The 15,707-nt window shown below is 73.5% G+C and carries 13 protein-coding genes; 10 read left to right on the top strand and 3 right to left on the bottom strand.

Annotated elements, in window-relative coordinates; genetic code table 11:
* The first annotated feature begins 219 nt into the window (after window positions 1–219).
* The gene (locus tag GTY84_RS10265) at window positions 220–1,161 is read left to right on the top strand and encodes a DUF4429 domain-containing protein (protein WP_161225841.1); all 942 of its coding nucleotides are present in this window, start codon (window positions 220–222) and stop codon (window positions 1,159–1,161) included.
* An 86-nt stretch (window positions 1,162–1,247) separates the two neighbouring features.
* Here the strand turns inward: GTY84_RS10265 and GTY84_RS10260 are convergent, their stop codons facing one another.
* Window positions 1,248–2,480 (bottom strand): ROK family transcriptional regulator, encoded by a 1,233-nt coding sequence (locus tag GTY84_RS10260; protein WP_161225840.1) that lies wholly within the window; start codon window positions 2,478–2,480, stop codon window positions 1,248–1,250.
* Window positions 2,481–2,695: 215 nt separating this feature from the next.
* Here GTY84_RS10260 and GTY84_RS10255 point away from each other — a divergent pair, with 215 nt between their 5' ends.
* From GTY84_RS10255 to glmS, 8 genes are all read left to right on the top strand, one after another.
* The gene (locus GTY84_RS10255) at window positions 2,696–3,709 is read left to right on the top strand and encodes a substrate-binding domain-containing protein (RefSeq protein WP_161225839.1); all 1,014 of its coding nucleotides are present in this window, start codon (window positions 2,696–2,698) and stop codon (window positions 3,707–3,709) included.
* A complete protein-coding gene (locus tag GTY84_RS10250; RefSeq protein ID WP_161225838.1) occupies window positions 3,676–4,713 on the top strand; it encodes an ABC transporter permease in 1,038 nt (345 codons plus the stop codon). Before GTY84_RS10255 ends, GTY84_RS10250 begins: the two co-directional genes overlap by 34 nt.
* Window positions 4,710–5,564: an ATP-binding cassette domain-containing protein gene (locus tag GTY84_RS10245; protein WP_345943386.1), complete on the top strand. Its 855-nt coding sequence runs from the start codon at window positions 4,710–4,712 to the stop codon at window positions 5,562–5,564. The genes GTY84_RS10250 and GTY84_RS10245 overlap by 4 nt, the downstream gene beginning before the upstream one ends.
* Window positions 5,561–6,268, top strand: coding sequence for a nucleoside/nucleotide kinase family protein (locus GTY84_RS10240; RefSeq protein ID WP_161225837.1), 708 nt, complete (start codon window positions 5,561–5,563; stop codon window positions 6,266–6,268). The genes GTY84_RS10245 and GTY84_RS10240 overlap by 4 nt, the downstream gene beginning before the upstream one ends.
* Window positions 6,265–7,032, top strand: a complete 768-nt coding sequence (locus tag GTY84_RS10235; RefSeq protein WP_161225836.1) for a glucose 1-dehydrogenase — start codon at window positions 6,265–6,267, stop codon at window positions 7,030–7,032. The genes GTY84_RS10240 and GTY84_RS10235 overlap by 4 nt, the downstream gene beginning before the upstream one ends.
* A gap of 95 nt (window positions 7,033–7,127) precedes the next feature.
* Window positions 7,128–9,134: a transketolase gene (gene tkt, locus GTY84_RS10230; RefSeq protein ID WP_237532175.1), complete on the top strand. Its 2,007-nt coding sequence runs from the start codon at window positions 7,128–7,130 to the stop codon at window positions 9,132–9,134.
* Window positions 9,135–9,625: 491 nt separating this feature from the next.
* The gene (locus GTY84_RS10225; RefSeq protein ID WP_161225834.1) at window positions 9,626–9,883 is read left to right on the top strand and encodes a hypothetical protein; all 258 of its coding nucleotides are present in this window, start codon (window positions 9,626–9,628) and stop codon (window positions 9,881–9,883) included.
* 14 nt (window positions 9,884–9,897) lie between these two features.
* A complete protein-coding gene (glmS, locus tag GTY84_RS10220) occupies window positions 9,898–11,715 on the top strand; it encodes a glutamine--fructose-6-phosphate transaminase (isomerizing) (RefSeq protein WP_161225833.1) in 1,818 nt (605 codons plus the stop codon).
* Window positions 11,716–11,804: 89 nt separating this feature from the next.
* Here the strand turns inward: glmS and GTY84_RS10215 are convergent, their stop codons facing one another.
* A complete protein-coding gene (locus tag GTY84_RS10215) occupies window positions 11,805–12,368 on the bottom strand; it encodes a GPR1/FUN34/YaaH family transporter (protein WP_161225832.1) in 564 nt (187 codons plus the stop codon).
* Window positions 12,369–12,806: 438 nt separating this feature from the next.
* Window positions 12,807–13,334 (bottom strand): universal stress protein, encoded by a 528-nt coding sequence (locus GTY84_RS10210; protein ID WP_161225831.1) that lies wholly within the window; start codon window positions 13,332–13,334, stop codon window positions 12,807–12,809.
* Window positions 13,335–14,465: 1,131 nt separating this feature from the next.
* On the opposite strand from GTY84_RS10210, the gene GTY84_RS10205 reads away from it, so the two are divergent.
* A complete protein-coding gene (locus GTY84_RS10205; protein ID WP_161225830.1) occupies window positions 14,466–15,647 on the top strand; it encodes a helix-turn-helix domain-containing protein in 1,182 nt (393 codons plus the stop codon).
* Window positions 15,648–15,707: the final 60 nt, after the last annotated feature.

Genomic DNA, 15,707 nt, shown 5'->3' with positions numbered 1-15,707 from the left:
GGGGCCGGTACGGACGGACCGGGGCGGCCGGGTACGGGTCGGGGGCGGCGGAGACGGGTGCGGGCGGGGCGCGCTCGGTCGAGCGGACACGGCGGGCGGTGACCGGCCGCGCGGCCCGCCGCCGTGGTGCGGCGGCCGGGACCGTCGGCGGGGCCCGACTGGTATGGACCACTCTCCCCCGTCAACGGCCCCGCGCGGAAGCGGTGGAACAATCTCCGTATGGCGGAAATCATCCAGCGGGACGGGACCTGGGTCTTCGACGGCGAGGCGCTGCGGCTCACGCCGGGCCGGGACAGAGGGGTCGGACTGCTCCGCCGGGAGCTGGGCGAACTGACCGTGCCGCTGGCCGCGTTGGCGGGCCTCTCGTTCGAACACGGCCGCCGCTCGGGCCTGTTGAGGCTGCGGCTGCGGGACGGCGCGGACCCGCTGCTGCTGGCGACCGGCGGCCGGCTGGCCGAACCGCACGATCCGTACCGACTGACCGTGGAGCCCGACCGCCACGGCGTCGCGGAGTACCTGGTGGACGAGGTCCGCAACGCCCTGCTGCTGGACGGCGTCCCCCCGGACCCGGTCGACTCCTATCTGCTGCCGGGGCCGCCCGTGCCCCTGTCGGTGTCGGCCGGTGACGGGACGGCGGGCTTCGACGGCGAGGTGGTGCGCCTGGAGTGGAAGTGGCAGGCGGAGGACGCCAAGTCGGCGGGCGGTCCGCGGACCCTGGCGCTGGCGGACATCACCGGCGTGGAGTGGCGGCCGTCGGCGGGCCTGGAGAACGGGCACCTACGCTTCACCGTGCGGGGCGTGCCGACGAAGGTGCCGCCCAAGTACGACCCGAACGCGGTGGAGTTGTGGGGGTTCCGCAAGGACCCGCTGATGGCGCTGGTGGCCGCTGCGGTCCAGGCCCGCCTCCCCCACCCCGCCCGCCGTCCGGCACCCGCGGCCCCGCCGGCCGCCGGGACCACCGCCCCGGCCGCCGGTACTCCGGCGCCCGGCCCCGCGGTTCCCGCGCCCCCGCCCGGCACCGCCGCGGCACCGGCCCCCGGCGGGGCCGACCACGACGCCCTGCTGCGCCGCCTGCGCGAACTGGGCGACCTGCACCGCTCGGGCGTCCTGACGGACGAGGAGTTCACGGCGGCCAAGCAGGCGGTGCTGCGGCGCATGTAGCGGCGGGGGCGGCCCCGGACCCCGCCCCCGCACCGCTCACCCCCGCCGGCCCCCGGGTGCCGCCGCGGCGCGGTGACGCGCCGGTGTCATGGCGCGGGGAACGGCGAACTCCCCGCCGCGAGCGCCGAGTCCAGCGTGGCGGGCGCCAGCACGTGGTCGCGCACGAGATGGGCCGCCCCGGTGATCCCGGCGTGGGACTTGTACCGGGTGGGGACGATCTGCAGTTGCCGGGTGGCCAGCGGCAGCGAGCGCTGGTACACGACCTCGCGGACACCGGCCATCAGATGGCCCCCCGTGGTGCCGAGCAGCCCGCCCAGGACGATGACGTCCGGATTGAGGAGGCTGGTGGCGTAGGCGGCGGACTCGCCCAGCACCCGGCCGGCCTTCCTGAGCGCGGCGATCGCACGGCTGTCACCGCGCCTGACGTGCTCGACGACGGAGCGGGCGTCCCCCTCCTCGCCGGGACGGCCGCCACCGAGGTCGCGGGCCAGCGCCCAGCCGCCGACGAGTGATTCGAGGCACCCCTGGTTGCCGCAGCGGCACTGGGGGTCCCCGAATCCGCTCACGTGGGCGTGCCCGATGTCCCCGGCCGCGCCCTGGCTCCCCCGGTGGACGCGGCCGTCGATCACCATGCCGCTGCCGACCCCGGTCCCGGCCTTGATGTAGAGCAGGTTCCGCTGGTCGCTCCAGAAGCGCCGGTGCTCCGCGAGGGTGAGCAGGTTGACGTCGTTGTCGATGAGGATGGGGACCGGCCAGTCGGCACGGAGGTGGGCGCGGATGTCATAGGTGTCCCAGCCGGTCATGATGGACCAGCCGAGCACGTGTCCGGCCTCGTAGTCGACGGGGGCGGGCAGCCCGAAGCCGATGCCCGCTATCGGCCTCCCCCCGGCACCGGCGTCCCGGACGACCTCGTGCACCGTCGCCGTGATCCGGCCGAGCAGCGCCTCGGGGCCCTCGCTCAGGGCGAGCGGCTCCACGGCGTCGGCGAGGACCCTCGCCTCCAGGTCGGTGACCGCCACGCGGGTGCGCGATTCGCCGATGTCGACGGCGATGACGATGCCCGCGCTCTCGTTCAGGTGGAGCGCGCGCGAGGGGCGGCCCCGCGCCGAGGTGCTGGCGGCGCCCTCCCGCACGAGACCGGCCTCGAACAGGGCGTCGAGCCGCTGGCCCACGGTCGACCGCGAGAGCCCGGTGATCCGTGCGATGCCGCTGCGCGTCCGCGCCCGGCCGCTGGTGATCAGTTCGAGAATGCGGCCCGGCCCGTCGTCCGGGTGCCAGGGCCCCGAACCCTGCGTGGCCGCAGGCGTTCTACCGGTCATCGTGCTCCCGTTCCCTCGGTGGTCGGTCCATCAGTGATCAGCACAGCCAACGAGCTTCATTATGTCAGCCAGCACGCATAAATCCCAGACTTATGCTTGACAGAAAACCTAATCATGCGCAGCATCAACGCAACATCCCGTCGTACCGACCGATCTCAGGACATCGGGAGCCCATGGGGCACGACGGGCGGCGCCAACCAATGAGGACCGGGTCAATGAAGAACGTCAGATGTGCTCCTCGCCCCACCGGGCTCAGGGTTTCGGCCCTCACCCTCGCCGTCGCCTTCGCCGCCGTCGCCTGCGGCGGGAACGGCGGGGCCGGCTCCGACGGGAAGCCCACCATCGGCGTGGTCGCCCTGAACCTCAGCAACCCGTTCTTCGGCACGCTGGAGAAGGCGACCGAGGACGCCGCCAAGGCCAAGGGCTGGAAGGTCATGAAGGCCGAGGCCAAGACGCCGGGCGACTCCGCGACGCAGGTCACGGCCATCGAGAACATGATCGCCAACAAGGTGAAGGCGATCGTCGTCACCCCGGCCAGCGCCACCGCCCTCAACGGGGTCCTCCAGCGGGCCAAGGACCAGGGCATCCTGGTCCTCGCGGTCAACGCGCCGCTCAGCCCCGAGAGCGTCGCGGACGCCACCTTCGCCACCGACAACGTCGCCGCCGGAAGGCTCATCGGCCAGTGGGCCAAGGCCTCCTCGCCGGCGAAGCCGCGCGTCGCGATGCTCGACTTCGACCTCTCGGACGCCCCGGCGGCGGACCGGCACGAGGGCTTCCTGGCCGGCTACGGCATCTCCAAGTCCGCCCTGGCCGGGAGCGCCCTGACCAAGGGGACCGAGGACACCGGTCAGCAGGAGATGGAGAACCTGCTGTCGGCGCACCCGGACATCAACGTGGTGTACACGATCAACGAGCCGGCCGCCCGCGGCGCCCACACCGCCATCAGGAACAAGGGCCTGAGCGGCAAGACCGTGCTGGTCTCGGTCGACGGCGCGTGCAGCGGTGTGCAGGACGTCAAGAAGGGCGTGATCGGCGCCACGGCCATGCAGTTCCCCGACCGCATGGGCGAGAAGGCGGTCGAGGCCGTCGCCGCCTTCCTGGAGGACGGGACGAAGCCGAAGGGCGGCGTCATCGACTCCGGGACCGCGCTCATCACCGACCGCCCGGTGGAGGGTCTCCCCTCCGAGACCTCGGAATGGGGTCTCGAGCACTGCTGGGGACCGAAGTGACGGGCCCGTCCGCACCCGACGTCGCCGCGCTGGAGGCACCCCTCCACCCGCGGCGGGACCTGCGCGGCCTGGTCGCCCACCAGATCTTCGGGCCGCTGCTGGCCCTCGTGGTCGCGGTCGTCGTCTTCAGCCTCACCACCACCACCTTCTTCAACCCCGACAACCTGGCGCTGATCGCCCAGCAGTCCGTCGTGGTCGGCACCCTGGCGCTCGGCCAGACCCTGATCATCCTGACCTCGGGGATCGACCTCGCCAACGGCGCCATCATGGTGCTGGGCTCCGTGGTCATCGGGAAGATGGCCGTCGGCCACGACCCGGTTCTCGCGGCCATGCTCGGTGTGCTGGTCTGCCTGGCCCTCGGCGCCGTCAACGGCGCGCTGGTGTCCTGGCTGAAGCTGCCGCCGTTCATCGTGACGCTCGGCGTCATGTCGGTGGTCATGGCCGCGGCGCGCCTCTACACCAACTCCCAGAGCTACCCCATCACCTCCGGCTTCCTCACCGCGCTGAACGACGGACCGGTGATCGGCGGGGTCACCATCACCTACGGGGTGATGCTCTGGATCGGGCTCACCGCGCTGCTGGGATACGCCCTCACCCAGACCTCCTGGGGGGTACGGGTCTACGCCGTCGGCGACAACCCGAGGTCGGCCGAGCTGGCCGGGATCAAGGTCCGGCGGGTCCTGCTGAGCGTGTACGTGGTCGCCGGGCTGGTCTACGCCCTCGCGGCGTGGCAGGCACTGGGCCGCACACCGACCGCCGATCCCAGCGGGTACGTGAACGGCAACCTCGACAGCATCACCGCGGTCGTCATCGGCGGCACCAGTCTCTTCGGGGGCCGGGGCGGCGTCGTGGGGACGCTCATCGGCGCGCTGATCGTGACGGTGCTGCAGAACGGCCTCACCCAGGCGGGCATCGACTCGCTCTACCAGCAGGTCGCGACCGGCGTCCTGGTGATCGTCGCGGTGGGTGTGGACCGCCTGGTGCGAAGGAGGCAGGTGCGGTGAAGGCCACCGACCCCACGGCCAACGTGCTGGAGGCACGCGGGCTGACCAAGCACTACGGGCACGTCGTCGCGATGGACGACTGCGACTTCGACCTGCGTCCCGGCGAGATCCTCTCGGTGATCGGCGACAACGGGGCGGGCAAGTCCACCCTCATCAAGTCGCTGACCGGCGCGGTCGTTCCCGACTCGGGCACCCTGCGGCTCGACGGGGAGCCCGTGCAGTTCCGCAGCCCGCTGGACGCGCGGCGGGCCGGCATCGAGACCGTCTACCAGGAACTGGGCGTCGCCCCGGCCCTCGACATCGCGCAGAACCTCTACCTGGGCCGGGAGCAGCGCCGCAAGGGGGTGCTGGGCACCGTGTTCCGGCAGCTCGACCGGCGCGGGATGCGGCACGAGTCCGCCCGGCAGATGGCGGACCTGGGCATCCGGGTGCAGTCCATCACCCAGAAGGTGGAGACCCTGTCCGGGGGGCAGCGCCAGGCCGTCGCGGTCGCCCGGGTCGCCGCGTGGGCGAGACGGGTGGTGGTGATGGACGAGCCGACGGCGGCCCTGGGGGTGAGGGAGACCAACCAGGTCCTGGACCTCATCCTGCGCGTGCGGGACCGCGGCCTGCCGGTCGTGCTCATCAGCCACAACATGCCCAACGTGTTCCAGGTCTCCGACCGCATCCACATCCACCGGCTGGGGCGCCGCATCGCGCTCGTCGAGCCGCAGAACATCTCCATGGAGGAGGCCGTCGCGATCATGACCGGGGCCAAACAACCCGACCCCGTCCACACCGGCGGCGCGCACACCCGTCCGGCCGACGGTCCGACGGGGACCTCGGCGAAGCAGAAGGGAGAGCGGCGATGAGCCGCGACAGCGGTACCGGCGGCAGTGCCCCGCCCGAGGTGGAGGAGGTCGGCACCGAGGCCCTCGTCGCCGCGGCGCGCTCGCTGATCGTCCCCGGGCGGCGCACCCTCCTGGGCATCGTCGGCGCGCCGGGCTCCGGCAAGTCCACCCTGGGCCAGGTCCTGGCGTCCGCACTGGGCGACCGGGCGGCCCTCGTCGGCCTGGACGGCTTCCACCTGTCCAACGCCGAGCTGGACCGGCTGGGCAGACGGCCCCGCAAGGGCGCGGTCGACACCTTCGACGCCGCCGGGTACGTCAGCCTCCTGCGCCGGCTCCGGGCCGGGGACGAGGACGTCGTCTACGCCTCCCTGTTCGACCGGAGCCTGGAGGAGTCCATCGCCTGCGCCGTGCCGGTCCCCCGGGAGGTCCCCCTCGTCATCACCGAGGGCAACTACCTCCTGGTCGAGGAGGGGCCGTGGGGCCAGGTGCGCGGACTGCTCGACGCGTGCTGGTTCCTGGAGCCCGGGGAGGAGACCCGCCTGCGGCGTCTCGTCTCCCGGCACATGGCGTACGGGCGCTCCGCCGAGGAGGCGCACGATCGCTCACACGGTTCCGACCAGACCAACGCCGAGCTGATCGGCCGCACCGGGCACCGCGCCGACCGCGTCCTGCGCGTCGTCGCCGCGGACGGCCCGGACCACCCCACCGAGGAGCGCACCGCATGAACGTACTGGACAGATTCCGCCTGGACGGCAAGGTCGCCGTCGTGACGGGAGGGAACCGGGGCATCGGCCGGGCGATCGCCACGGCGTTCGCCGAGGCGGGCGCGGCCGTGGCGATCGCGGGCCGGGACGAGGAGCGCAACGAGCGCGCCGTCGCCGAACTCGTCGCCGCCGGTGCCGACGCCATGGCGATGAGGGCCGACGTCACCAGCCGGGCCGACCTGACCGCCCTGCGCGACGGGGTCACCGAGCGGCTCGGCCCGGTCGACATCCTCGTCAACAACGCCGGCATCGGCATCCACGGCGAGTCCCTGTCCCTCAGCGACGAGGACTGGGACCGGGTGCTCGCCACCAACCTGGACGCCGTGTGGAAGGCGAGCCAGGTCTTCGGCGCCGCCATGGTCGAGCGCGGCGCGGGGGCGATCGTCAACGTCGGCTCCATGTCCGGGATGATCATCAACCGGCCCCAGTGGCACGCGCCCTACGCGGTCTCCAAGGCCGGTGTGCACCACATGACCAAGTCCCTCGCCGCCGAGTGGGCGCCGCACTCGGTGCGGGTGAACGCGATCGCGCCGGGATACACCAAGACCGAGATCTCCGACATCGACCGCCCCGAGTACCGGCACTACTGGATCGACGAGGTGCCCATGCGGAGGTACGCGCAGGCCTCCGAGATCGCCCCGGCGGCCCTGTACCTGGCCAGCCCCGCCTCCTCCTTCGTCACGGGCGAGGTCCTCGTCGTGGACGGCGGATACACGCTGTGGTAGAGAACCCGGCCGGGGAGCGGTCCGCGGCCGCCCCCGCCCCCTTCCGCTGGACCGACGAGGACCGGCGGGCCGTCGTCACCGCCCGGGTCCTCGCCATGGACGCCGTCGAGGAGGCGGGCCACGGCCATCCGGGAACGGCGGTCAGCCTGGCCCCCGCCGCCCATCTCGTCTTCCACCGCTTCCTCCGGCACGACCCGGCCGACCCCGAATGGCCGGGCCGGGACCGCTTCGTGCTCTCCTGCGGCCACTCCAGCCTCACCCTGTACATACAGCTCCACCTGGCCGGCTACCCCCTCACCCTCGACGACCTCCGCCGCTACCGGAAGAAGGGCAGCCTCACCCCGGCCCACCCGGAGTGGGGGCACACACCCGGCGTGGAGACCACGACCGGGCCGCTCGGGCAGGGCATCGCCACCGCCGTGGGCATGGCCATGGCCGCCCGGCGGGAGCGCGGCCTGTTCGACCCCGACGCCCCGGAGGGCGCCAGCCCCTTCGACCACCGCGTCTTCGTGCTCTGCTCCGACGGCGACATCCAGGAGGGCGTCAGCGCCGAGGCCGCCGCCTTCGCGGGCCACCAGGGGCTCGGCAACCTCGTGGTGGTCCACGACGACAACCGCATATCGATCGAGGGCAGCACCGAACTCGCGACCAGCGAGGACGTGTCCGCCCGCTACGCCGCCCAGGGCTGGCACGTCCAGAGCGTGGCCCTGGCGGCGGACGGTGACATCGATGTCCCCGGGCTGTCGGAGGCGCTGGAAGCGGCCACGGCGGAGACCTCCCGGCCGTCGATCATCGTGATGCGCAGCACCATCGCCTGGCCCGTGCCCGGCGCGAAGGACACCGCGGCCTCCCACGGCTCCGCCCTCGGCGCGCGGGCGGTCCACGAGGCGAAGTCGCTCCTGGGAACCGATCCCGAGGCCGTCTTCGCCGTGCCGGCGGAGGTGTTCGAGTGGACCTCCCGGTCGGCACGGGAGCGGGGCCGAAGGGCGCGGGAGGAGTGGGAGCAGGCCTACGGCCGCTGGGCGCGGGCCCATCCCGACCGGGACGCCCTGCTGACCCGCATCAGGAGCGGGCGCCTCCCCGCCGGCTTCGAGGACGCGCGCCCGGTGTTCGCCCCGGGCACCCCCGTCGCCACCCGGAAGGCGTTCGGCCGGGCGCTGCGCGAGGCCGCGGACCGGCTGCCGGAGCTGTGGGGCGGCTCCGCGGACCTCGGCGACTCCAACCACACCACCGTCGACGCGGCGTCCTCGTTCCTCCCCGCCTCCAGCCCGCTGCCCGGCGCCGATCCGGCGGGCAGGACGGTCCACTGGGGCATCCGGGAGCACTTCATGGCCGCGGCGATGAACGGCATCGCCCTCTCCGGCGTCAGCCGCCCCTACGGCGGGACCTTCCTCGTCTTCAGCGACTACATGCGGCCCGCCGTCCGGCTGGCGGCGCTGATGGGGCTGCCGGCCCTCTATGTGTGGACGCACGACTCGATCGGTCTCGGCGAGGACGGACCCACCCACCAGCCGGTGGAGCACCTCGCCTCGCTGCGGGCTGTGCCGGGGCTGGACGTGGTGCGTCCCGCGGACGCCAACGAGACCGCCGTCACCCTGTGGAAGGTGCTCGGGGAGCGGCGTCGCCCGGTGGGCTTCAGCCTCAGCCGGCAGGACCTGCCGGTCCTGCCGGACGCCGGGGACGGACTGCGGCCGACGGAGGGCGCGGTGCGCGGCGGCTATGTGCGCTACGAGACCCCGGGACGGGGGGACGGCGATCCCGATGTCGTCGTCATCGCCACCGGGTCCGAGGTGGCGGTCGCCGTCGAGGCGGCCCGCGCGCTGACGGCGGACGGCATCCGGGCCCGCGTGGTCTCCATGCCGTGCCGGGAGTGGTTCGCCGGGCAGCCCGCCGCCTACCGCGACGCGGTCCTCCCGCCCTCGGTGCGGCGGCGGGTCGTGGTCGAGGCGGGGGTCAGCCAGGGCTGGCACGACCTGCTGGGACTGGACGGACGCGCCGTCTGCGTGGAGGAGTTCGGGGCCAGCGCCTCGGCCGACGAGTTGTTCGCGCACTTCGGGATCACCGCGGAGGCCGTGGCGGACGCCGCGCGCGCACTCCTGTGAGGGCGTGACGCGCCGCCCCGGGCGCGTCGCGCGAGTGGTTCCGTCCCGGTCCCGGTCGGGGAGCGGTGCCGGGCCCGCGCCGGGGCCGTCCGCCCCGGACGACGGGTCCGGGCACCGGGAAGGGGGCACACCGAGGTGTGCCCCCTTCCAAAGTTTTCCCGGGGCGGGGCTCGGGGGTCCCGACGGGGCCCGGGGGTCTGGGGCGGGGCTCAGGGGTCCCGACGGGGACCGGGGGCCCGGGGCGGGGGTCGGGGCCCCGAGGAAGCTCAGGGGGTCCGGGGCGGGGCTCAGGACCCGGGTTCCGGGGCCCTGGTCCGGGAGGACACGGAGGATTCCCGGAGATCCGGGGGTGATCCCACGGGTCCCGGCGGGCGCCGGAGATCCGAGGAGGACCTCCGCGGAGGCCCCGGCGCGACCCGGACCCCCACCCCCTGCCCGAAATCGGGCAGGATTCTTGCGAAAGAACCTTTCATTACTCCAGGATCTAGCGGGTGCACGACGAACTCGTAGATCACCTGACGCGGTCCACCCCCCTGAGCCGGGGCGAGGCACTGCGGGTGGTCCAGGACGTGCTCGCCTACTTCGACGAGACGACCGAGGAGTACGTCCGTCGCCGTCACCGCGAGCTGCAGGCGCAGGGCCTGGTGAACGCGACGATCTTCGAACGGGTCGCGGCGGAACTGCGCTACCGCGCGGTCGCGCCCCCGGAGCTGTCGCTCCGTCAACTGCGCCGCATCGTCTACGGCTGAGGGAATACCTGTACATGTGCGGAATCGTGGGATACATCGGCAGGCGTGACGTCGCGCCCCTGCTCCTGGAGGGTCTGCAGCGGCTGGAGTACCGCGGCTACGACTCCGCGGGCATCGTCGTCACCTCGCCGAAGGCGGCCGGGCTGAAGATGGTCAAGGCCAAGGGGCGGGTGCGGGACCTGGAGGCCCGGGTCCCGGCCCGCTTCAAGGGCACCACCGGCATCGCCCACACCCGCTGGGCCACCCACGGCGCCCCCTCGGACGTCAACGCCCACCCGCACATGTCCGCCGACGGCCGGGTCGCGGTGGTGCACAACGGCATCATCGACAACGCCGCCGAACTGCGCCGCAAGCTGGAGGCGGAGGGCGTCGCGTTCGCGTCCGAGACCGACACCGAGGTCCTCGTCCACCTCATCGCCCGGTCCGAGGCGGAGAGGCTGGAGGACAAGGTCCGCGAGACGCTGCGGCTGATCGAGGGCACCTACGGCATCGCCGTGCTGCACGCCGGATTCCCCGAGCGGATCGTCGTCGCCCGCAACGGCTCGCCGGTCGTCCTCGGCATCGGCGAGAAGGAGATGTTCGTCGCCTCGGACATCGCCGCGCTGGTGGCCCACACCCGGCAGATAGTCACCCTGGACGACGGCGAGATGGCGACCCTCACCGCGGAGGACTTCCGCACCTACACCACCGAGGGCACCAGCACCACAGCCGAGCCGACCACCGTGGAGTGGGAGGCCGCCTCCTACGACATGGGCGGCCACGACACCTACATGCACAAGGAGATCCACGAGCAGGCCGAGGCCGTGGACCGGGTGCTGCGCGGACGGATCGACGACCGCTTCTCCACCGTGCGCCTGGGCGGCCTCAACCTCGACGCCCGCGAGGCCCGCGCGGTGCGCCGGGTGAAGATCCTCGGCTGCGGCACCTCGTACCACGCGGGCATGATCGGCGCCCAGATGATCGAGGAGCTGGCCCGCATCCCCGCCGACGCCGAGCCCGCCTCGGAGTTCCGCTACCGCAACGCGGTCGTCGACCCGGACACGCTGTACGTCGCCGTCTCCCAGTCCGGCGAGACCTACGACGTCCTGGCCGCCGTGCAGGAGCTGAAGCGCAAGGGCGCCCGGGTGCTCGGCGTGGTCAACGTGGTCGGCTCGGCGATCGCCCGCGAGGCCGGCGGCGGCATGTACGTGCACGCCGGGCCCGAGGTGTGCGTGGTGTCCACCAAGTGCTTCACCAACACGACGGTCGCCTTCGCGCTGCTCGCCCTGCACCTGGGCCGCACCCGCGACCTGTCGGTGCGCGACGGCCGGCGGATCATCGAGGGCCTGCGCCGGCTCCCGGCGCAGATCGCGGAGATGCTGGAGCGCGAGGACGAGATCAGGAAGCTGGCCGCGCTCTACGCCGACGCCCGCTCGATGCTCTTCATCGGCCGGGTGCGGGGCTACCCGGTCGCCCGCGAGGCCTCCCTGAAGCTCAAGGAGGTCTCCTACATCCACGCCGAGGCCTATCCCGCCTCGGAGCTGAAGCACGGCCCGCTGGCCCTGGTCGAGCCCGCCCTGCCGACGGTGGCGATCGTGCCGGACGACGACCTGCTGGAGAAGAACCGCGCGGCCATGGAGGAGATCAAGGCCCGCGAGGGCCGCATCCTCGCCGTGGCGCACCGGGAGCAGGAGAAGGCCGACCACACCATCGTGGTCCCGAAGAACGAGGACGAGCTGGACCCGATCCTCATGGGCATCCCGCTCCAGCTCCTCGCCTACCACACGGCGCTGGCCCTGGGCCGGGACATCGACAAGCCGCGCAACCTGGCCAAGTCGGTGACGGTGGAGTAGCCGCTCCGCGCCAGGCGGGCGCGGAGCGCGGGCCCCGGGCGCGCCACCGGCACCCGGGGCCCGCGGGCGGTCCGCCCGGGGGGGGCCGGCTACGCCGCCGTCGCCCGGCGCCCCGCCCGGCCCCGCGGCAGCGCCGTGGGCCAGTGGGCGAGGGCGGCGGTGGCGGAGTACCAGACGACCGCCCCGGCGGCGACGGCGAACCAGCCGCCGGCCTTGACGAGGGCCGTGCTCTCGGAGAAGACCGCCACCGCGATCAGCAGCAGCGACACGGCGAACAGCCCGTGGCCGCCCCGCGTCAGCGGGTCCCCGCCGGCGGCGGCGAGGGAGAGGGCCACGAGGGCGAACAGGAGCAGGAACAGCCCCGCCGCGTTGGCGGAGACCCGACCCCCGGACGCGGCGGACGCCCAGGTGAACCAGAGCGCGCCGAAGGCGGTGAAGGCCGTGCCGGAGGCGGTGTCGCCGTCGCGCAGGGCCAGCAGTCCGACGAGGAACAGCGCGATGCCGCCGACATGGCGGGCGAGGGTCACGGCGTCGCCCGCCGTGACGCCGTCGATGACGGCGGTGTGGCCGAGACCGAAGGCCAACAGGGTGACCCCCAGGGCGAGTCGGCCGACGATGGTGGTGGTGCTTCCCGCGGAGACGTGCTGGTCCACGGCGGGCTCCCTTCGTCCATGTGCAGTTGTGGTGAGCCTTATATGCCCCTTACAAGGGACCAAACACCTGTACGCATCGGTAGGTTCACCGGAGGCGATCGGAGCGCGCGCCGGGGCGCGCCGGGGGCGCGCTCAGGAGCCCGGGAGGACCCGGTACCACCGGGGTCGGGCGGGCCGGACGGGGCGGGAGCGACGGCGGGAGCGGCGCGCGGGGTTCCGGCCGGGCCCCCGGAGGAAGGGCGGGCGGGACCCGGCCGGGCCCCCGGAGGGAGGGCCCCGGGACCCGGATCTCCCCTTCGGGGCTCCCCCTCGGTACTCCCCCTGACGGGGGGATTCCGAGGCGGGACACGGCCGGGCGGAAGGCGGCCCTCACGGCCCGGCGGGACGGCCGCCGTGGTGCGGGGGAGGCTGCTCTCGGGGCCCGGCGGGAGGCGCCCCCTAGGGAATGACCACGACCGGGCGCCGGGCCCGCTTGGCGAGCCGTCCGGCGACGGAGCCGAAGAGGCGGCCCACCAGTCCATGGCTGGAACCGACGACGATGGCGTCCGCCTCGTACTCCCGGCCGACCTCCTCCAGTTCGTGGCAGATGTCGCCGCCGCGCTCGACGAGGATCCAAGGGATCTCGCAGAGGTGGTCGGCGCAGGCCAGCTCCAGCCCGAGCACCTCGGTGCGGTGGTCCGGGACGTCGACGAAGACGGGGGGCTCGCAGCCCGCCCAGACCGTGGTGGGCAGGCGGTTGGCCACGTGCACGATCACCAGTCCGGCGGCGAGCCTGCGGGCCATGCCCACGGCGTAGGCGAGGGCGCGCTCACTGGACGTGGAGCCGTCGAAGCCGACGACGACGCCGTGCTTGAAGGCGGGGTCGCATCGCTGACGTGGCTGTTCGGCCGCCTGGGGCTCGGCCGCCGTGGGTTCGGCGACGGGCCGCTTGCGGTCCGCGGGTTCGAAGAATTCGTGACCGGCCATGGCTGTCTCGGCGTGTCAATCCTTTTGGGTGGGACCACAGGGTGCGGCTGAGCTGTGTCCGGGAATCGTCTTCCCAACCCCATACCCCCAAGGGTACGGCGGCACTCCTCTCCTCGCCCTGATCCCGCGGCCCCCGGTCGTGGGGTCCACCGGAGCATGCCCGAGGCCGCGCCCGTAACGCAATGGTTGCTGTGCTGTACAGGCGGTTTGCACAGGATTCAACAATCTGTGGCGATCACGGCGTCGTGACCCGGGCGCCGCCCGGCCGTTGAACCGGGTGAGCCTCGCCCCAGGGAGCCCTCATGCCCGGACCGCACCGGCCCGCCGAACCGCCGTCCGATCCCCACCGCCCCGCACCCCCGTCCGGACCGCCGCGCCCCGGGCCGCCCCCGGACCCCCTGCCGTCCGGTCCCGGCCCGTGCGCCCCTTGCCCTCCCGGCCCCCCGGGCCGGGAACCGCCCGGCCGCCCGGAGGGCGCTCTGCGGGACCCTCCGGCCGCGCCCCCGGCGGGCCGCCGGGTCCCCTCCGCACGGTACGGCGCCACCGACGCCGTCCGCTGGGCGGCCTTCAGCTGCTTCCTCATCCCGGTCGCGCTGCTCTGGTACGGCGCCTCGCTCGCGGGCACCGCCGGAACGGCCGTGGGACTGGCCGCGGTCACCGGCGCGTGCCGGCTGCTGCTGCGCCGGGCGGAGCGCCGGACCCTCGCAACGGAGGCCCGGGAGCAGCGGATTCGGGAAAACAGACCGGACGACTGACCGGTTTCCGCGCACGCACACGCCTCTTTTCAGCCAACTTCCGCATGTGGCCCGACTCCTGCCCCGACCGCCCCCCAACCCCCGTTCCACCTGCACAAAAAGGGTCCCGACGACCCCGCGCACCCTACGGGGATTGGCCACTGCCGTACGGCGCACTTCCCTGCGGCGTCCGGGAGTGCAACGCTTCGTGATCGAATGCTTCACGCCAAGTTGCCATGTCGGCAATGTCCCAAGTGCCGAACCGGCCATCCGGGCATGACGGGACGCAGTAGATTCGATCTTGACTGTTACGGCGGGGGACTCGTGCAGGACCAAGGGGAAACGTGCAGGAGCGACACGACCGAGGAGCCGCGACCACCGAGGGGGGCTTAGCAGGATGAGCCACGACTCCACTGCCGCGCCGGAAGCCGCGGCCCGGAAGCTTTCCGGGCGACGCCGCAAGGAGATCGTCGCGGTGCTGCTGTTCAGCGGCGGCCCCATCTTCGAGAGTTCCATACCGCTGTCGGTGTTCGGCATCGACCGCCAGGACGCCGGCGTACCGCGCTACCGCCTGCTGGTGTGCGCGGGTGAAGAGGGCCCGCTGCGCACCACGGGCGGTCTCGAACTCACCGCGCCACAAGGGCTGGAGGCGATCTCCCGGGCAGGCACCGTCGTGGTGCCCGCCTGGCGGTCGATCACCTCACCGCCACCGGAGGAGGCGCTCGACGCTCTGCGCCGGGCGCACGAGGAGGGCGCCCGCATCGTCGGGCTGTGCACCGGCGCCTTCGTCCTGGCGGCGGCGGGACTGCTGGACGGCCGTCCGGCCACCACCCACTGGATGTACGCGCCGACGCTGGCCAAGCGCTATCCGTCGGTGCACGTCGATCCGCGTGAACTCTTCGTGGACGACGGCGACGTGCTCACCTCCGCGGGGACCGCGGCCGGCATCGACCTGTGCCTCCACATCGTGCGCACGGACCACGGCAACGAGGCGGCCGGCGCGCTGGCCCGCCGCCTGGTGGTCCCGCCGCGCCGCAACGGCGGCCAGGAGCGCTACCTCGACCGGTCTTTACCCGAGGAGATCGGCGCCGACCCGCTCGCCGAGGTCGTCGCCTGGGCACTGGAGCACCTCCACGAGCAGTTCGACGTGGAGACGCTGGCCGCGCGTGCGTACATGAGCCGCCGCACCTTCGACCGGCGCTTCCGGTCGCTGACCGGCAGCGCGCCGCTCCAGTGGCTGATCACCCAGCGGGTGCTCCAGGCGCAGCGGCTCCTGGAGACCTCGGACTACTCCGTGGACGAGGTGGCGGGCCGCTGCGGCTTCCGCTCGCCGGTGGCGCTGCGCGGGCACTTCCGCCGCCAGCTCGGCTCGTCCCCGGCCGCCTACCGGGCCGCCTACCGGGCCCGGCGTCCGCAGGGCGACCGGCAGGCCGACGCCGAGGCCGCCGCGCGGGTGGCCCTGCCCGCCGAGAGCATGCCGCCGCTGCTGACGGCGGAGAACGGGGTGCCGTTCCAGACCCGCCGCACCCCGGTGCCCGTCCCGGCGGCGAGCGTGCCGGGACAGCGCAGCGCGCCCTAGGGTCTTTCGTTTGGATCGGGCCGGACCCCGCGAGCCCGGCATGATCCAAACGAGAGGCCC

It is taken from the genome of Streptomyces sp. SID8352 (assembly GCF_009862265.1).
Classification (GTDB): Bacteria; Actinomycetota; Actinomycetes; order Streptomycetales; family Streptomycetaceae; genus Streptomyces.
The sequence above is the reverse complement of the archived record's forward strand: the minus strand, read 5'-3'. Positions and strand labels throughout refer to the sequence as shown.